Source organism: Neobacillus bataviensis (assembly GCF_019969725.1).
Map to the genome: position 1 here is coordinate 961,826 of NZ_JAHXYW010000001.1, position 14,700 is coordinate 976,525.

Sequence of the window (14,700 nt, forward strand, 5' to 3'; positions counted from 1 at the left end):
AAAACTTCCTCCTCACTACGAGTTCGTCACACGAACTCCTTGAACGTAAATATTTACCGAGTCAACGGCAAGTCCAACTGTCTTATCGAGGGTGTATTTAACCTTTGATTGCACGTTGTGGGCAATTTCGGAAATTTTCGTTCCATAGCTGACAATAATGTACATATCAATATGTAATGCCTCATTTTCCTGGCGGACAATAACGCCCCGGGTAAAGTTTTCTTTACGTAAGATTTCTGTAATTCCATCTTTAATTTGATTTTTAGAGGCCATACCTACGATTCCATAGCATTCGATTGCCGCTCCTCCGGCAATGGTAGCGATTACTTCATTTGAAATATCAATTTGTCCGTACTTTGTTTTTAATTCAATGGACATGAATCGTTCCCCCTTTGGAAAATTGCTCCTTGACTACAGTCATTTTACTATAGTCGGCACAATATGGAAAGTCATACTTACATGTCAAGGTTTTTTTCTTGAAAGGTTTATATACAAGTATTGCAATCACCAACGTTGTATGTTAAATTATTAAGGTATCTCAAGCAGATGAAAATCAGTATATTGCTGTATAAAGCTTTTGGTAGTTAAGGAGGGAAATCATAATGCCACGTAAATGTGTAGTAACTGGAAAGAAAACAACAACTGGTAACGCACGTTCTCACGCTATGAACGCTAATAAGCGTACATGGGGTGCTAACCTACAAAAAGTACGTATTCTTGTTGATGGGAAGCCAAAGCGTGTTTGGGTTTCTGCAAGAGCGTTAAGATCAGGTAAAGTTGAACGCGTTTAATAAGAGTTATAAAGGCCAGAGCATCCATTAAACGGATGCTCTTTCTTTTTAAGTATTTCCCACAGGACAAAATAAAAAGCACCCAAATTTAACGGGTGCCATAACATTCCATTTTCTATTCGTTTTTCTTAAATGCACCAATCATCGCCCGGACAAGTCCGCCTAAAAATCTCGGCAGTTTAATCGTATAAAATTTCATACTGTCCCTCCTCACCAATCTCCCGCTTCTTATTCATCTCAACTTTTTTCGTACGCCCTTACATACTATTCAAACGGACGAAAACAGTACCAAATTGTAAGACCTATTAATCATGGCTTCTTATCACTATTAATATGCCTTCGGAAAATGAAAAAGTACCATAATCACTAATAAGTTCATTACTAATACATAGTGTTGAGCCGAGAGAAATATGCTGATTTTTCAAAGGAAATTTGAAGCCCTCTAGTGTGATTCCGCTGACGGTAAGCGTTAGGGGAACAAAAGAAATATATTTTTCAGCATTCATTTTTTTTATTGTATAAGTCCCTGGTTCTTTTAAAAATAACAGGTTATTTCGATCAATTAAACAGATATCTACTGTTTTTTTTGCTCTTAGGGGATTTAGTAAAAGCTGTACATTTGCGAATAAATGATCAAGTCGTCCGCCCGTTGCACCAAAAATACGAATTTTCTCTGGATTCTGTTCTAATGCCCAATTCAGCGCGAGTTCCATATCCGTTTCATCTTTTTCAGGTTTAAAGCGTTTTAATTCTTCCACTTTGCTTTCAATAAACTGTAATTCCTCTGGTGAAACAGAATCAAAATCTCCAAAAGCAATGACTGGACTTATATTGCACTTTAATAAGTGAAAAACACCCCGATCCACTCCGACCCATATCGTGTTTTCCTCCTCATACTCTTTCAAATCAGGAAGAAGGTCTTCAGGACCTCCTGCCAAAATATTGATAATCATCATGAAAACCCCTTTACTGTATGCAAAAAGCCGACTGTATAAAATCGGCTTATCTTTCTTTATCCTCTTATTGATGAGATGGCTTTTGCGTAATCACTTTCATTGTAAATTGCGGAGCCTGCCACTAATACATTGGCCCCTGCTTCAATACATTGCTTCGCGGTTTCCGGATTTACACCACCATCGATTTCAATCTCAATGTTTAAACCTTTTTGCTCTGCCATTTCTTTCACTTTTCTTATTTTTGGAAGGACCTCTGGAATGAATTTTTGTCCTCCAAACCCCGGATTAACAGACATTAACAATACCATATCAATATCCCCAATGATATGTTGTATGGTTTCAACTGGTGTCGCAGGATTTAAGACCACCCCTGCCTTTACACCAAACGATTTAATCGCTTGAAGCGTTCTGTGCAAATGACGGCAAGCTTCCACATGGACCGTAATGTAATCTGCTCCTGCCTTGGCAAAAGCCTCAATATATTGATCAGGATTCTCAATCATTAAGTGTACATCAAGCGGCAGTTTTGTAATGGGTCGAATGGCCTCAACAATGAGCGGTCCAATCGTAATATTCGGAACAAAATGGCCATCCATTACATCAACATGTATGTAGTCTGCTCCACCTTTTTCAACTGCTAAAATCTCTTCCCCCAGTTTTGAAAAATCGGCTGAAAGAATGGAAGGTGCTATTTTCACCATGGTTAGTACCTCGGCTTTCTATCTTTTATTTCTTGGAGGAAATCAACATAATGTTCATAGCGATATGCTGGAATTTCCCCTGATTCAACAGCTTGTTTCACACCGCATTTAGGTTCGCTAATATGGAGGCAGCCGCGAAATTTACAATTTTCGCTCTTCTGCAGCAATTCTGGAAAACATGCAGTTAAGTCTTCTGCCTCAATATTGGTGAATTCTAATGAGCTAAATCCAGGTGTATCGGCAACAAGCCCTTCGCCAATTTCAATTAGCTCAACATGCCTTGTCGTATGCTTTCCTCTTCCTAAATGTGATGAGATATCATTTGTTTTTAGCTCCAGATCAGGTCTAAGAACATTTAGTAATGAGGACTTTCCCACACCAGATTGGCCGGCAAAAACAGAAATTTTATGGTTAAGATGCGGATTCAACTGTTCAATTCCGGACTCTGTTTCCGATGAAGTAAGAATGACTTCATATCCAGCCGATCTATATTGCTGAGCATATTCCATAATCAATTTGTTTTGCTCATTGTTTGTCAGGTCCATCTTAGTAATACAAATGAGTGGCTCAATATGATTAAATTCCACTAATACTAGAAATCGATCTAAAAGCACGGTGCTGAAGCCAGGTTCTACAGCTGAAAAAACAAGAATGGCCTGATCAACGTTCGCAATTGGCGGGCGGACTAATTCATTTTTCCGTTCTTTTACTTCAAGAATATAGCCTTCCAATTCGTTTTCTGCTTGAAAAACAACCTCATCCCCAACCAGAGGGGTGACTTTATTCTTTCTGAATACCCCTCTGCCCCGGCATTGAATTAATTCCTCATTATGAAGAACATAGTAAAATCCACTTAATGCTTTTACAATTTTCCCTTCAGGCATAGCCACACTCCTTGCCCTTAAACTTCACAAACGGATGACTTCTATTAAAATTTTTACGAGTGCTCTCATTTTTATTCAAATGTAAAGCCATCCATTATATTATTCTGTATCATCATAGCTTATCGTTTCATCCGCGATAACCTGCAAATCACGCATAACTTTATAGCCGGCCTTTTTTCCGTACGGAATCAACAATTTAATTTGCTTTTTCGTCGTCTGTGTAATGGTAAATTTTTCAGCCGGCTCTGTCATACTGTGCGTCATATCCTCTATATAGATTATGACCTCTTGTTTTTGTCCTGGCTCACCAGGTAAAGGCGGTTCATATTCGATGGTAATTTCTTTAATTACCTCTTTTGGCGGTTTTTGCTCTTTTCCTTTTGAAATCACAACCGAAACCTTGTCACCTTTTTTCAATTCTGTTCCCTCTGCCGGTGATTGCGAAATGACCATACCTGACGGAATATTTTCATCATATTTTTCTTGTGAGGCATCTAATACCAGCCCTACTAATGTTGCATAGTCCTGTGCACCCTTTAAATTATATTGGGTTAAGTCACTTAAAACAATTTTTTCCGGTCCCTTACTGACCTCAAATTCTAATTCAGTATCTTCTGGAACCACTTTTGTACCTCCAGGTGGATTCTGGCTTAAAATGGTACCTGGTTCACTATCGTCGTTTTTCTCCACTTTATTTATAGCTTTAAAATTCTCCTGCTCTAATAGACGGACCACATCATCATATTGACGGCCAACATAATCAGAAAGATCATATTTTTCTTTTCCAGAGCTAATGTATATAGTAATCCCCGCATTTTCCTTAACTGTAGTCCCGGCCTCAGGGTCGGTTTTAATTACTTTCCCTTTTTTAACATCCTCATCTGGTATTTCAATTTGGTCGGTGACCTCGAGTCCTTTTAATTTTAGCTTGGAAATTGCGTCATCTACATTCATTCTGCTTACATCTGGAACTTTGACGTCCTTTGCAGATAATAAATCAGGTAAAAATGTAAAAGTTAATATTCCTAGAATGGCCAGAATAAGAAAAGTAGATATTAAAATTATCGGCCACTTTATCCGTTTTTTACTTGTTTTCTTTTCTTTATTTGCATCATTTTCTTGTTTAATCGCCGGCTTTTCATTGCTGTGCACTAATGTTTCATCAAGGTTTTTTAAAGGCTTATCATTCGTGATAACTGGAATTGCTTTTGTTGCCTCGTCATCAACTGGTATAGAAAATTTAGGTTCATCATCCCTCTCAGGGTCGAGAGCTGTTCGAAGGTCCTCCTCCATTTCATCAACCGTATTATACCGATGGAATGGATCTTTGGCCGTTGCCTTAAGGACAATATTTTCGACGCTTTGCGGAATTTTGGGGTTCCATCTTCTTACAGAGGGTGTTTCTGATTGCAGATGCTTCAATGCAATCGAAACGGCGGATTCTCCTGAAAACGGAAGCCGGCCTGTCAATAGCTCAAACATGACAATCCCTAATGAATAAATATCTGATTTTCGATTGGCCATTCCTCCGCGGGCTTGCTCAGGTGATAAATAATGGACAGAACCCAAGACGGAATTTGTCTGCGTGATGCTTGTTGCACTAAGCGCCATTGCAATACCAAAATCAGTAATTTTCACGTATCCCTCTCGGTCAATTAAAATATTATGAGGCTTTATATCGCGATGAATAATATGATTTTGATGTGCATGGGAAATGGCAGATGTTAATTGCATCATTATGTCTAGCGCTTCTTCCACTCGAAGTGGTGATTGCTGCTGTATGTATTGTTTTAAGGTTTGCCCGTTTACATATTCCATAACAATATAATATAGGGAATCCTCTTCACCAACATCGTAAATGCTAACTATATTCGGGTGAGCAAGACTAGTAGCTGATTGAGCCTCTCTATGAAAGCGTTTAATAAATTCCTCATCATTTACAAAATCTAGCCGAAGCATTTTTACGGCAACATCTCTATCTAGAATCATATCATGGGCTAGATATACATTTGCCATACCGCCTCCGCCAATCATTTCGAGGATTTTATAGCGGCCGCTTATTCTTTTCCCAATGATCATTTTTCATCACCCTCTTTCATTTTCATTATTAAACTCTAGAATGATTAGGGTAATGTTGTCTTCTCCGCCATTATCATTTGCCATGATAATGAGTGATTGTGCTTTTTGTTCAAGCGTAGTTTGATTCTGAAGAATTTGAACCATTTCTGTGTCACTTACTTTATTGGATAACCCATCTGAGCAAATAAGCAGATAGTCTCCTTCCTCGAACATAATGGTTTTAATATCAATCTTCACATCTTGTTCAGTCCCTAAGGCTCGTAATATCCAATTTTTCCTTGGATGATGCTCCGCATCCTCTTTCGAAATTTGTCCTGTACGGACTAATTCATTGACCCAAGTATGGTCATCCGTTAACTGTTGGAATCCGGAATCATTTAAAATGTAACAGCGAGAATCGCCCACATGGGCAATCGATGTAAAATTGTCTGTAGCAATCACCGCTTCGATCGTTGTACCCATTCCTTCACATTCCTCATTGCTCCTGGCATGTTCATACAACAATCGATTAACCTCAAGAATATTTGACTTCAACCATTCTTCAGCTTGGTCAGCAGTATTTAACCCTTGAGCCTGCTCCCATTTTTCCTGTAAGTATGTCACTGTCATTTTACTTGCAACATCACCGGCACGGTGACCGCCCATGCCATCTGCTACAATGGCTAGGCGATGTCCGTCCCGATTGACAAAAGTTCCACCATTATCCTCATTATTTTGGCGAACTTTTCCTTGGTCCGTTTTAAAAACAGCCTTCACATTCTGTCACCTCGTCTCTTCCTTCCGCTCCTTTGCACGAAGTTGTCCACATGCTGCATCAATATCATGACCGTGCTCTCGGCGAATTGTCACATTAATTCCACGTTTTTTTAGCGTTTTTTCAAAGGCAAAAATTTTATCTTTAGGTGTACGGACATAATCTCTTTCAGGTACATAATTTACCGGTATCAGATTCACATGGCATTTAATCCCTTTTAATAGGTCTGCTAATTCCTCAGCATGCTCTGTCGAGTCATTTACACCGCCAAAAAGACCATATTCAAAGCTTATGCGCCTTCCTGTCTTATCGATATAATACCGTACTGCTTTCATTAAGTCATCAAGTTTATAGGCTTTGTTGATCGGCATCAGTCTTGATCTTAATTCAGTATTTGGAGCGTGAAGTGAAATGGCAAAATTGATTTGCATATTTTCATCAGCAAATTGATAAATCTTCGGAATGATTCCGCTAGTCGAGACGGTAATATGGCGGGCACCGATATTCAGCCCTTTATCATGATTAATAATTTTTAAAAATGAAAGCATATTATCGTAGTTATCAAACGGCTCCCCGATTCCCATAATAACAACAGAGCTTACACGCTCCTCCGTTTCATCAAGAGCTTGCTGGACTTTGACCACTTGCGCAACAATTTCTCCCGCCTCAAGGTGTCTTTTCAATCCACCTAGGGTTGACGCGCAGAAGGTACAGCCAATTCTGCAGCCCACCTGCGTTGTTACACACACCGAGTTTCCATAATCATGGCGCATGAGAACGGTTTCGATTGAATAGCCATCGTGAAGCTCGAAAAGAAACTTAATTGTTCCATCGGAAGAGGTTTGTTGAATGACTGTCTTTAAAGGTGTAAGTTGAAAATGACTTAATAGTTTTTCACGGAGTCCTTTAGAAACATTACTCATATCCTCAAAAGAGGTAATTCTTTTTTTATAAAGCCAATCAAAAATCTGCTCAGCGCGAAATGGCTTTTCACCATTCTCCGACAGCCATTCCTTTAATTCATGAAGCTCCAATGAATAAATTGATTTTTTCTTCATCTCTACTGCTGTGTTCGTCTCAGTTGTATTTAATTGTTCCAAAAACTACACCTTCTTTCTTAAAGCTGCAATATAAAATCCATCAGATCCAAATTCCTGAGGAAAAATTTGTAAATCAAAGCCGGTAATCAACGGCTGAACGGCTTCAGGCATCCTATCTTTAAAAGAAAAATCCCCTTCAAATTCTTGATTATTTTCTAAAAATGTTTTGACTGTATTTTCATTTTCTTCTTTATCAACGGTGCATGTACTATATACCAGAATGCCGCCTTTTTTCAATAAAGGAGCAACGGAGGTTAACAGATTTTGTTGAATGGTACTTAATCGTTCTAAATCTTTTTCGGTTTTCGTATATTTCATATCTGGTTTTCTTCTCATTACCCCAAGGCCAGAGCAAGGAGCATCAAGAAGAATTCGATGGAAAGATTCATTGTTAAATTTTTCTTGTAAATGTCTTGAATCAGAGACATTTGTTTTTATATTTGATAATCCTAAACGGCGGGCATTATCATTAATTAATTTAACCTTGTGCTGGTGAAGATCAACGGAAATCACTTCACCCGTATTATTTAGTTTTTCAGCAATATGCGTGCTTTTTCCTCCAGGAGCTGCACACGCATCAAGGACAAATTCTCCTTCGGATGCACCTAGTGCATAGGTCGCAAGCATCGAGCTCTCGTCTTGAATCGTAAACATTCCATATTTAAAGGCAATGGTAGAAGCTAAGTTTCCCTTTAATGACCTTATCGCCTCAGGAATGATTGGGCTTTTTTCAATTTGAAACCCATCTTCCTCAAGCAGCGAAACACATTCATCTCTAGAAATCTTTGTAAGATTAACTCGTGCTGTTTGCATAGGCGCTGTTAAGTTAATTTCACACATTTCTTTTGTTTTATCATAACCAAATTGATTCACCCATCTATTCACAAGCCAAAAAGGGTGGCTGGTCTCGAGTGAAAGACGTTCAATAGGATCAACCACTTCACTTAATGCAGGGATTCCTTCTCTTTGAATACTACGAAGCACTCCGTTTACCAGACTGGCTATCCCTTTATGCCCGCGTTTTTTGGCAATTTCTACCGCCTCAAAAATGGCGGCCCGGTCAGGTATTTTATCAAGGTAAACCATTTGATAAAGAGTCATTCTTAGTAAATGATGAATCCAATCCGCTAATTTCTTATTATCTTTGACAAATGGCTTTAAATAGTAATCCAGAGCCATTCTCCTTTGCAATGTTCCATATGTCAATTCAGTAAGTAATCCGACATCTTTTGGAGATAATTCGTTTTTTTCTATGGTGGTATTTAGCAGCAAATTGCTATATGAATGGTTTTTCTCAATGGTTGTCAAAAGATCCATTGCGGTTTCGCGAACATTGTTTTTCTTTGATGTCATGTTATTCTCCTAGTAGGCTGCCTAGTGAAATTTTTGAGCCTGCTCCTCTTAAAAATTGTTCACTCATCATTTTCGTTTTTCCAGAAGGCTGAAGTTCAAGGATTTTAATAGAGGTATCATTCCCAGTACTCACTGTAATGCCATCTGATTCTAGTTTTACAATGGTTCCAGGCACTTGGCTCTTTATACCTAAAACCTTTTCTGCACGCCAAATTTTTAATACTTGTCCATCCATCGTCGTAAAAGCAACAGGCCAAGGGTTTAATCCGCGAATATGATTGTATATATCTTCCCCGGTTTTCCCCCAGTCAATCTTTTCCTGTTCTCGTTTAATATTCGCAGCGAAGGTCGCTTCTCCATCATTTTGCGGAATTGGTTTAAGTTTTCCATCCAATAATAACGGTAATGTTTCTGAGAGCAGCTTTGCTCCCGCCTTACTTAACTTATCATGGAGCGTACCAACATTGTCATCTTCCGCGATAGGCACTTCTACTGACTTTAAAATATCTCCTGCATCTAGTTTCTCTACCATATACATGATGGTTATTCCTGTTTTCTTTTTCCCTTGCATAATCGCATAGTGGATAGGCGCTCCGCCGCGCAATTCTGGAAGAAGGGAAGCATGAACATTAATACAGCCATGTGCAGGGGCTTCTAACAGCTTCTTTGGCAGAATTTGGCCAAAGGCAGCCGTTACAATTAAATCTGGGTTTAGTGAGAGGATCTTTTGAAGCTCTTCTTCCTGACGGATTTTTTCCGGCTGAAAGACGGGAATCCCTTGTTTTAAGGCTTCCACCTTTACTGGAGGAGGTGTTAAAACTTTTTTTCTTCCTACCGGCCGATCTGGCTGGGTCACAACCCCAATTACTTCATACCCATCCGCAAGTATTTGTCTAAGTACCGGAACGGAAAAATCAGGTGTCCCCATAAAAACAATTTTGGTCATTCACTTTCTACTCCTTTTAACTCATCTTCCTCAAGGTATCTTGATACTTTTGTGGTGAATAATATCCCATCAAGATGGTCGATTTCATGCTGAATGGCTCTAGCAAGAAACTCCTCTGCTTCTAGCGTGTAATGTCTCCCTTTCCGATCGAGAGCTTCTATTTTTACATAATTTGGTCTGGTAACTTCACCATATAATCCTGGAAAGCTTAGACATCCTTCTGGTCCTGTTTGCTCTCCTGATGTAGATAAAATCCGAGGATTAATCATTTCGATGGTTCCTAACTCATCATCAATATCAACGATTGCAATTCTAGCATTTAAGCCTATTTGCGGGGCAGCAAGTCCAACCCCATCATATTCAATCATCGTGTCGTACATATCATCAAGCACTTTCGCTAGCTTTCGGTCAAACTTGTCTACTTCTTGGCATTTTAGCTCGAGAATGTCGGCAGGATAAGTCACAATTTTTCGTATTGCCAAAGCTTTTCCTCCAATATTTATCATGGGTATGGTTTTTATTTTATTTTTTCCACTATTACATTAAGATAAACGGGTTTACGTCAATCGAAACCTGAAGCCCTTTTGCTGCATCCTTTTGATGCTGGTCAAGAATGATCTTTAGTGCCGCATTCAGGTTCGGTTCCCGCTTGTATTTTATCAGACATTGATAGCGATATCTATTATTTATCCTTGGTATGGGCGATGCTGCTGGCCCAAGTACAACTGCTTCGTTTGAAACCTGTGAGCGGACATAGTTCACAATCTTTTCCGTCGCTGCTACAACTGTCATAAGCTGCTCATGACTGACAGTGATCAATGACAGATAATAAAAGGGCGGATAATGATGCAATTTTCGTATCATCATCTCACGTTGATAAAAAAGGTCATAGTCTTGCTTACCGGCAAGTTCAATACTGTAATGCTCAGGCGTATAGGTTTGAATAATTACCTCCCCAGGCAATTGATGCCGGCCAGCCCTTCCGCTGACTTGTGTTAACAATTGGAATGTTTTTTCCGAGGACCTAAAATCCGGCAAATGAAGCATCGTATCGGCGGAAAGAACCCCAACAAGTGTTATATTAGGAAAATCTAAACCTTTGGCAATCATTTGGGTCCCTAGTAAAATATCAGCCTTTCCATCCTGAAAATCCTTTAATAACCGTTCATGCGACCCCTTTTTCCCAGTTGTATCGACATCCATACGAATGACCTTTGCTTCAGGCAATATTTTCCCCAGCTCATCCTCCACCTTTTGTGTCCCCGTTCCAAAATAGCGGATATACTCACTTGAGCACTCGGGACAGACCTTTGGAACATAGGTTTCGTAACCACAGTAATGACATTTCATTTGCCCGCCGGCACGATGGTAGGTAAGGGAGATGTCACAGTTCGGGCAATTTACCACATATCCGCAATCCCTGCACATAACGAAGGAGGAATGTCCGCGTTTATTTAAAAATAAAACAGACTGCTGTTTTTTCTCAATCCGGTCTTTTAACATCTCAAAAAGCTTTCGAGAGAACATCGAACGATTCCCTGAGCGAAGCTCTTCCCGCATATCAATGATCTCAACAGAAGGAAGCGTCTGCTTATTCATCCGAGATGGAAGCGTTAAAAGCTGGTACACCTTTTTTTGCGACCTGGCAAACGATTCAAGAGACGGAGTGGCACTTCCTAATACGATTGGACAGTTATAGGTCTTTGCCCTTTCGATTGCCACCTCCTTTGCATGATAACGCGGCATTTCCTCTTGTTTATAGCTCGTTTCATGCTCTTCATCAATAATGATGATGCCAAGATTTTCAAATGGGGCAAAAATGGCTGACCTGGCCCCGACTACCACCTTTACTTCTTTACGCTGAATTTTTCGCCATTCATCATATTTTTCCCCGGCAGACAACCCGCTGTGCAACACTGCAACCAAATCGCCAAATCTTCCTTTAAACCGATTTACCATTTGCGGTGTGAGAGATATTTCCGGGACAAGAACAATTGCTTCCTGACCTTTTTCAATGACCTGTTGAATCGATTGAAGGTATATTTCTGTCTTGCCGCTTCCTGTTACACCATAAAGTAAAAATACCTCATGACTATTTGTTTCGATAGCATTCAGAACCGGTGCAATGGCCTTCGTTTGATCCTCAGTTAATGGCAGGGCTCGAGTTCGTTCAAAAATTCGATTTTCATATGGATCGCGATAAACCTCCATCTCACTCTCTGTCAGCAGATTCTTATCAATCAAGGCTTTAACAGTTACAGATGAGATGTTAAGGTTTGCAACAAGTTGACTTAATTCGATGGCGTTATTCTGCTCTAGAAAAAAGGCAAGAACTTTTTTTTGTTTTTCTGCATTTCCGGGTAAACGGTCCATTTCTTCTTTTAACGTATCAGGTGGAACATGCGGCTGAACATATCTTACTTTTTTTTTCTTGACCCTTTCCTTAACCTCGTAAATAACTTCGAGATGCCCCTTTGCTGATTCCCGTTGAAGAAGTGAAACGATTCCACTTTTTAATGCTTCCTCCCAATTCAGCATTCCATTATGTTTAAAATAAGAGTGAAGCCCTTCAGGTAAATCTGATATTACAGCACCCGGAGCAAGCTTTACCTTTTTTTCATATTTTGCTTTTAATGCCGCTGGCAGCATGGCCTGGTAGGCAAATATTTTAAAGCAAAGAGTATTTTCCGTTAACCAGTTTCCAAGCTCTAATAATTCTTGATTTAAAACGGGCTTAAGGTCCATAGGCTCAATGATTTCCCGGAGCTGATTAAATTCTGATTCAGCTTTTATTTCCGTAACAAAACCTTGAATATTCCTTGGTCCAAATGGAACAACGACTCTCATCCCAGGCTGGATTGTTTCCCTCCATCGCTCCGGGATGAGATAATCGAAGGCTTTATCCGTTTGTTTAGTTGGCACATCAACGATTACAGCAGCAATTTCCATTTCATTTCATATCCTTCAGAAGTGAAGTTGTTTCTTCAATAATTTTTTCGGCCACCGCTGTTTTTGACATCATCGGTAATGTTGCAACGGAGCCATCCCGTTTAAATAATGTAACAATGTTGGTATCCGTTCCAAAACCGGCGCCTTCTGTTTTGACATTATTGGCAACAATCATATCCGCATTTTTCGTTGCCAATTTCTTGCGTGCATATTCTTCTACGTTATCTGTTTCAGCAGCAAACCCAATAAGCAACTGATGCTTCTTCCTTTGGCCGAGTTCAAATAATATATCCTTCGTTCTCTCTAATTCAATGCTCGAGTCTCCGTCCTTCTTTTTCACTTTATGGTCAAAAGTTGTTTTAGGGCGATAGTCGGCAACGGCTGCTGTTTTAATTACGATATCAGCTAGTTCATAAAAGCTGAGAACAGCATCGTACATTTCTTCTGCACTTTCTACCCTCACTACATTTATTCCAGCTGGTGCAGGAATTTGTACTGGACCTGATACCAAGATAACTTCGGCACCTTGCTTTTTTGCTTCTTCAGCAAGAGCATATCCCATTTTTCCGCTAGAGTGGTTTGAAATAAAGCGGACAGGATCAATTTTCTCTCGTGTGGGTCCCGCCGTTACGATAACCTTCTTACCATTAAGTGGTTTTATTTCTTTTTTTGTAAAAAACTCTCCCACCAATTCAACTATTTTTTCAGGCTCTTCCAAACGCCCTTTTCCGATATAACCGCAAGCCAGAAACCCTTCACTCGGTTCAATAAATTGATAGCCGTATTGGGCTAAAATCGATATATTATTTTTCACCGCCGGATGGTCGTACATATGTACATTCATGGCTGGGGCAATCCAGACTGGTGCCGTTGCAGCAAGCAGGGTAGTTGTAATCATATTATCGGCAATACCACCAGCAAGTTTTGCAATCGTATTGGCTGTTGCAGGAGCAACGAGGATAAGATCGGCCCAGTCTGCAAGGTCAATATGGGCGATTACCTGCGGATTTTTTTCATCAAAGGTATCGGTATAAACCTCATTTCTAGATAATGCCTGGAAGGTTAATGTGGTAACAAATTTAGAAGCCGATTCGCTTAAAATCACTTTTACTTGCGCCCCTGCTTGTACTAGCTTACTGGTCAATGCCACTGCCTTATAGACTGCAATACCTCCGGTCACACATAGTAGTATTTTTTTTTCATTTAGCATGTTTAAACCCCCACTTCAAATCCAACACATTTCATCTCTTTCATTATGCTAGAATATAAGCCATTTTTCAAAATAAAAAAGGCTGACCGTTAAGGTGTTAGCCCTTCCAAAGTCACGCCTTCATTAAGTCTTCATTTTTTTACTCAGCAGGAGTTTCTGCTTTCTTCGCAATCCGATAAGTCAGCTCGCCGCTGTAAATTTCCTCTAGTGCTTTGCCAACATATTTATAAGAAACATACTTCGGCAATCTTTCATCTCTTGCTTGGGACATCGCGCGGGCACGCTTCGCGGCAACCGATACAAGCGAGTATTTTGAATCAATTTTTTCAAGCAAAGAATCAATAGAAGGATATAACATTTTATTCAACCTCCAGTAATTTTTTATAGCGATGTTCGACTCGTTCTCTGCGGCAATGTTCGGCTACGACAATAGCTTTAACCCGTTCACAGGCACGTTCGACTTGATCATTTTCAACGACATAATCGTATAATTCCATCATTTCAATTTCTTCGCGGGCAGACAGCATCCGATTATGAATAATGTCTTCTGTTTCAGTTCCTCTTGTCACAATCCGGTTTTTTAACTCCGACAAGCTCGGAGGCATTAAGAAGATGAATAACCCTTCAGGAAATTTCTCACGGACCTGCCGTGCACCCTTAACTTCTATTTCTAAAAATACGTCTTTTCCGGCATCCAAAGTTTCACGAACATAATCAACAGGAGTGCCATAATAATTCCCAACAAATTCGGCGTACTCTAATAACTTTCCTTGGTCAATTAATGTTTCAAATTCTTCTCTTGATTTGAAAAAATAATCTACCCCATCGACTTCACCAGTGCGCGGCTTTCGGGTTGTCATCGAAATAGAATACTCAAATGCCGTATCCGGATGGGAAAAAATCTCTTTGCGAACCGTTCCTTTACCAACCCCGGATGGCCCTGAAAGCACGATCAATAATCCTTTTTCCTTCATTAG

At 39.7% G+C, this 14,700-nt stretch carries 16 protein-coding genes; 1 reads left to right on the forward strand and 15 read right to left on the reverse strand.

All coding sequences use genetic code 11. The annotated features are described in order from the left end of the window. Positions 1 to 15: 15 nt before the first annotated feature. Entirely contained in the window at positions 16 to 378 is a 363-nt protein-coding gene (locus tag LC455_RS04645; RefSeq protein WP_223588566.1) for an Asp23/Gls24 family envelope stress response protein, read from the reverse strand. Positions 379 to 602: 224 nt separating this feature from the next. Here LC455_RS04645 and rpmB point away from each other — a divergent pair, with 224 nt between their 5' ends. After that, entirely contained in the window at positions 603 to 791 is a 189-nt protein-coding gene (gene rpmB / locus LC455_RS04650; protein WP_007087786.1) for a 50S ribosomal protein L28, read from the forward strand. A gap of 115 nt (positions 792 to 906) precedes the next feature. Here the strand turns inward: rpmB and spoVM are convergent, their stop codons facing one another. The 14 genes from spoVM to gmk form a co-directional block, all read right to left on the reverse strand. Then, entirely contained in the window at positions 907 to 990 is an 84-nt protein-coding gene (spoVM, locus tag LC455_RS04655; protein WP_007087787.1) for a stage V sporulation protein SpoVM, read from the reverse strand. Between the two features lie 106 nt (positions 991 to 1,096). Further along, complete coding sequence (locus LC455_RS04660; protein WP_223588567.1) at positions 1,097 to 1,747, reverse strand: thiamine diphosphokinase; 651 nt, start codon at positions 1,745 to 1,747, stop codon at positions 1,097 to 1,099. Positions 1,748 to 1,803: 56 nt separating this feature from the next. Then, the gene (rpe, locus tag LC455_RS04665) at positions 1,804 to 2,448 is read right to left on the reverse strand and encodes a ribulose-phosphate 3-epimerase (RefSeq protein ID WP_223588569.1); all 645 of its coding nucleotides are present in this window, start codon (positions 2,446 to 2,448) and stop codon (positions 1,804 to 1,806) included. A 2-nt stretch (positions 2,449 to 2,450) separates the two neighbouring features. Further along, the gene (rsgA, locus tag LC455_RS04670) at positions 2,451 to 3,332 is read right to left on the reverse strand and encodes a ribosome small subunit-dependent GTPase A (RefSeq protein ID WP_223588570.1); all 882 of its coding nucleotides are present in this window, start codon (positions 3,330 to 3,332) and stop codon (positions 2,451 to 2,453) included. Between the two features lie 99 nt (positions 3,333 to 3,431). Continuing rightward, positions 3,432 to 5,411, reverse strand: coding sequence for a Stk1 family PASTA domain-containing Ser/Thr kinase (pknB, locus tag LC455_RS04675; RefSeq protein WP_223588572.1), 1,980 nt, complete (start codon positions 5,409 to 5,411; stop codon positions 3,432 to 3,434). A 6-nt stretch (positions 5,412 to 5,417) separates the two neighbouring features. Continuing rightward, positions 5,418 to 6,167 carry a Stp1/IreP family PP2C-type Ser/Thr phosphatase gene (locus LC455_RS04680; protein ID WP_223588573.1) on the reverse strand — a complete coding sequence of 250 codons (750 nt, stop codon included), beginning with the start codon at positions 6,165 to 6,167 and terminating at the stop codon, positions 5,418 to 5,420. Positions 6,168 to 6,173: 6 nt separating this feature from the next. Further along, the gene (gene rlmN / locus LC455_RS04685) at positions 6,174 to 7,265 is read right to left on the reverse strand and encodes a 23S rRNA (adenine(2503)-C(2))-methyltransferase RlmN (protein WP_440446376.1); all 1,092 of its coding nucleotides are present in this window, start codon (positions 7,263 to 7,265) and stop codon (positions 6,174 to 6,176) included. A gap of 3 nt (positions 7,266 to 7,268) precedes the next feature. Beyond that, positions 7,269 to 8,618: a 16S rRNA (cytosine(967)-C(5))-methyltransferase RsmB gene (gene rsmB / locus LC455_RS04690; protein WP_223588575.1), complete on the reverse strand. Its 1,350-nt coding sequence runs from the start codon at positions 8,616 to 8,618 to the stop codon at positions 7,269 to 7,271. A 1-nt stretch (position 8,619) separates the two neighbouring features. Further along, positions 8,620 to 9,564, reverse strand: coding sequence for a methionyl-tRNA formyltransferase (gene fmt, locus LC455_RS04695; protein WP_223588576.1), 945 nt, complete (start codon positions 9,562 to 9,564; stop codon positions 8,620 to 8,622). Then, on the reverse strand, positions 9,561 to 10,046 hold the full coding sequence (def, locus tag LC455_RS04700) for a peptide deformylase (protein WP_223588577.1): 486 nt from the start codon (positions 10,044 to 10,046) through the stop codon (positions 9,561 to 9,563). Before def ends, fmt begins: the two co-directional genes overlap by 4 nt. Before the next feature lie 55 nt (positions 10,047 to 10,101). Further along, positions 10,102 to 12,513 (reverse strand): primosomal protein N', encoded by a 2,412-nt coding sequence (priA, locus tag LC455_RS04705; protein WP_223588578.1) that lies wholly within the window; start codon positions 12,511 to 12,513, stop codon positions 10,102 to 10,104. Position 12,514: 1 nt separating this feature from the next. Next, positions 12,515 to 13,723 (reverse strand): bifunctional phosphopantothenoylcysteine decarboxylase/phosphopantothenate--cysteine ligase CoaBC, encoded by a 1,209-nt coding sequence (coaBC, locus tag LC455_RS04710; protein ID WP_223588580.1) that lies wholly within the window; start codon positions 13,721 to 13,723, stop codon positions 12,515 to 12,517. A 139-nt stretch (positions 13,724 to 13,862) separates the two neighbouring features. Continuing rightward, the gene (gene rpoZ / locus LC455_RS04715) at positions 13,863 to 14,081 is read right to left on the reverse strand and encodes a DNA-directed RNA polymerase subunit omega (RefSeq protein WP_223588581.1); all 219 of its coding nucleotides are present in this window, start codon (positions 14,079 to 14,081) and stop codon (positions 13,863 to 13,865) included. Between the two features lies 1 nt (position 14,082). Continuing rightward, positions 14,083 to 14,697 carry a guanylate kinase gene (gene gmk / locus LC455_RS04720; RefSeq protein WP_223588582.1) on the reverse strand — a complete coding sequence of 205 codons (615 nt, stop codon included), beginning with the start codon at positions 14,695 to 14,697 and terminating at the stop codon, positions 14,083 to 14,085. Positions 14,698 to 14,700: the final 3 nt, after the last annotated feature.

Excerpts from the sequence above, each read along its gene's own strand:
- LC455_RS04645 (WP_223588566.1), bottom strand. The coding sequence starts at position 378 with ATGTCCATTGAATTAAAAACAAAGTACGGACAAATTGATATTTCAAAT.
- gmk (WP_223588582.1), bottom strand. The coding sequence starts at position 14,697 with ATGAAGGAAAAAGGATTATTGATCGTGCTTTCAGGGCCATCCGGGGTT.
- LC455_RS04660 (WP_223588567.1), bottom strand. The coding sequence starts at position 1,747 with ATGATGATTATCAATATTTTGGCAGGAGGTCCTGAAGACCTTCTTCCT.
- rpe (WP_223588569.1), bottom strand. The coding sequence starts at position 2,448 with ATGGTGAAAATAGCACCTTCCATTCTTTCAGCCGATTTTTCAAAACTG.
- priA (WP_223588578.1), bottom strand. The coding sequence starts at position 12,513 with ATGGAAATTGCTGCTGTAATCGTTGATGTGCCAACTAAACAAACGGAT.
- fmt (WP_223588576.1), bottom strand. The coding sequence starts at position 9,564 with ATGACCAAAATTGTTTTTATGGGGACACCTGATTTTTCCGTTCCGGTA.
- coaBC (WP_223588580.1), bottom strand. The coding sequence starts at position 13,723 with ATGCTAAATGAAAAAAAAATACTACTATGTGTGACCGGAGGTATTGCA.
- rpmB (WP_007087786.1), top strand. The coding sequence starts at position 603 with ATGCCACGTAAATGTGTAGTAACTGGAAAGAAAACAACAACTGGTAAC.
- pknB (WP_223588572.1), bottom strand. The coding sequence starts at position 5,411 with ATGATCATTGGGAAAAGAATAAGCGGCCGCTATAAAATCCTCGAAATG.
- rsmB (WP_223588575.1), bottom strand. The coding sequence starts at position 8,618 with ATGACATCAAAGAAAAACAATGTTCGCGAAACCGCAATGGATCTTTTG.
- rpoZ (WP_223588581.1), bottom strand. The coding sequence starts at position 14,081 with ATGTTATATCCTTCTATTGATTCTTTGCTTGAAAAAATTGATTCAAAA.
- spoVM (WP_007087787.1), bottom strand. The coding sequence starts at position 990 with ATGAAATTTTATACGATTAAACTGCCGAGATTTTTAGGCGGACTTGTC.
- rsgA (WP_223588570.1), bottom strand. The coding sequence starts at position 3,332 with ATGCCTGAAGGGAAAATTGTAAAAGCATTAAGTGGATTTTACTATGTT.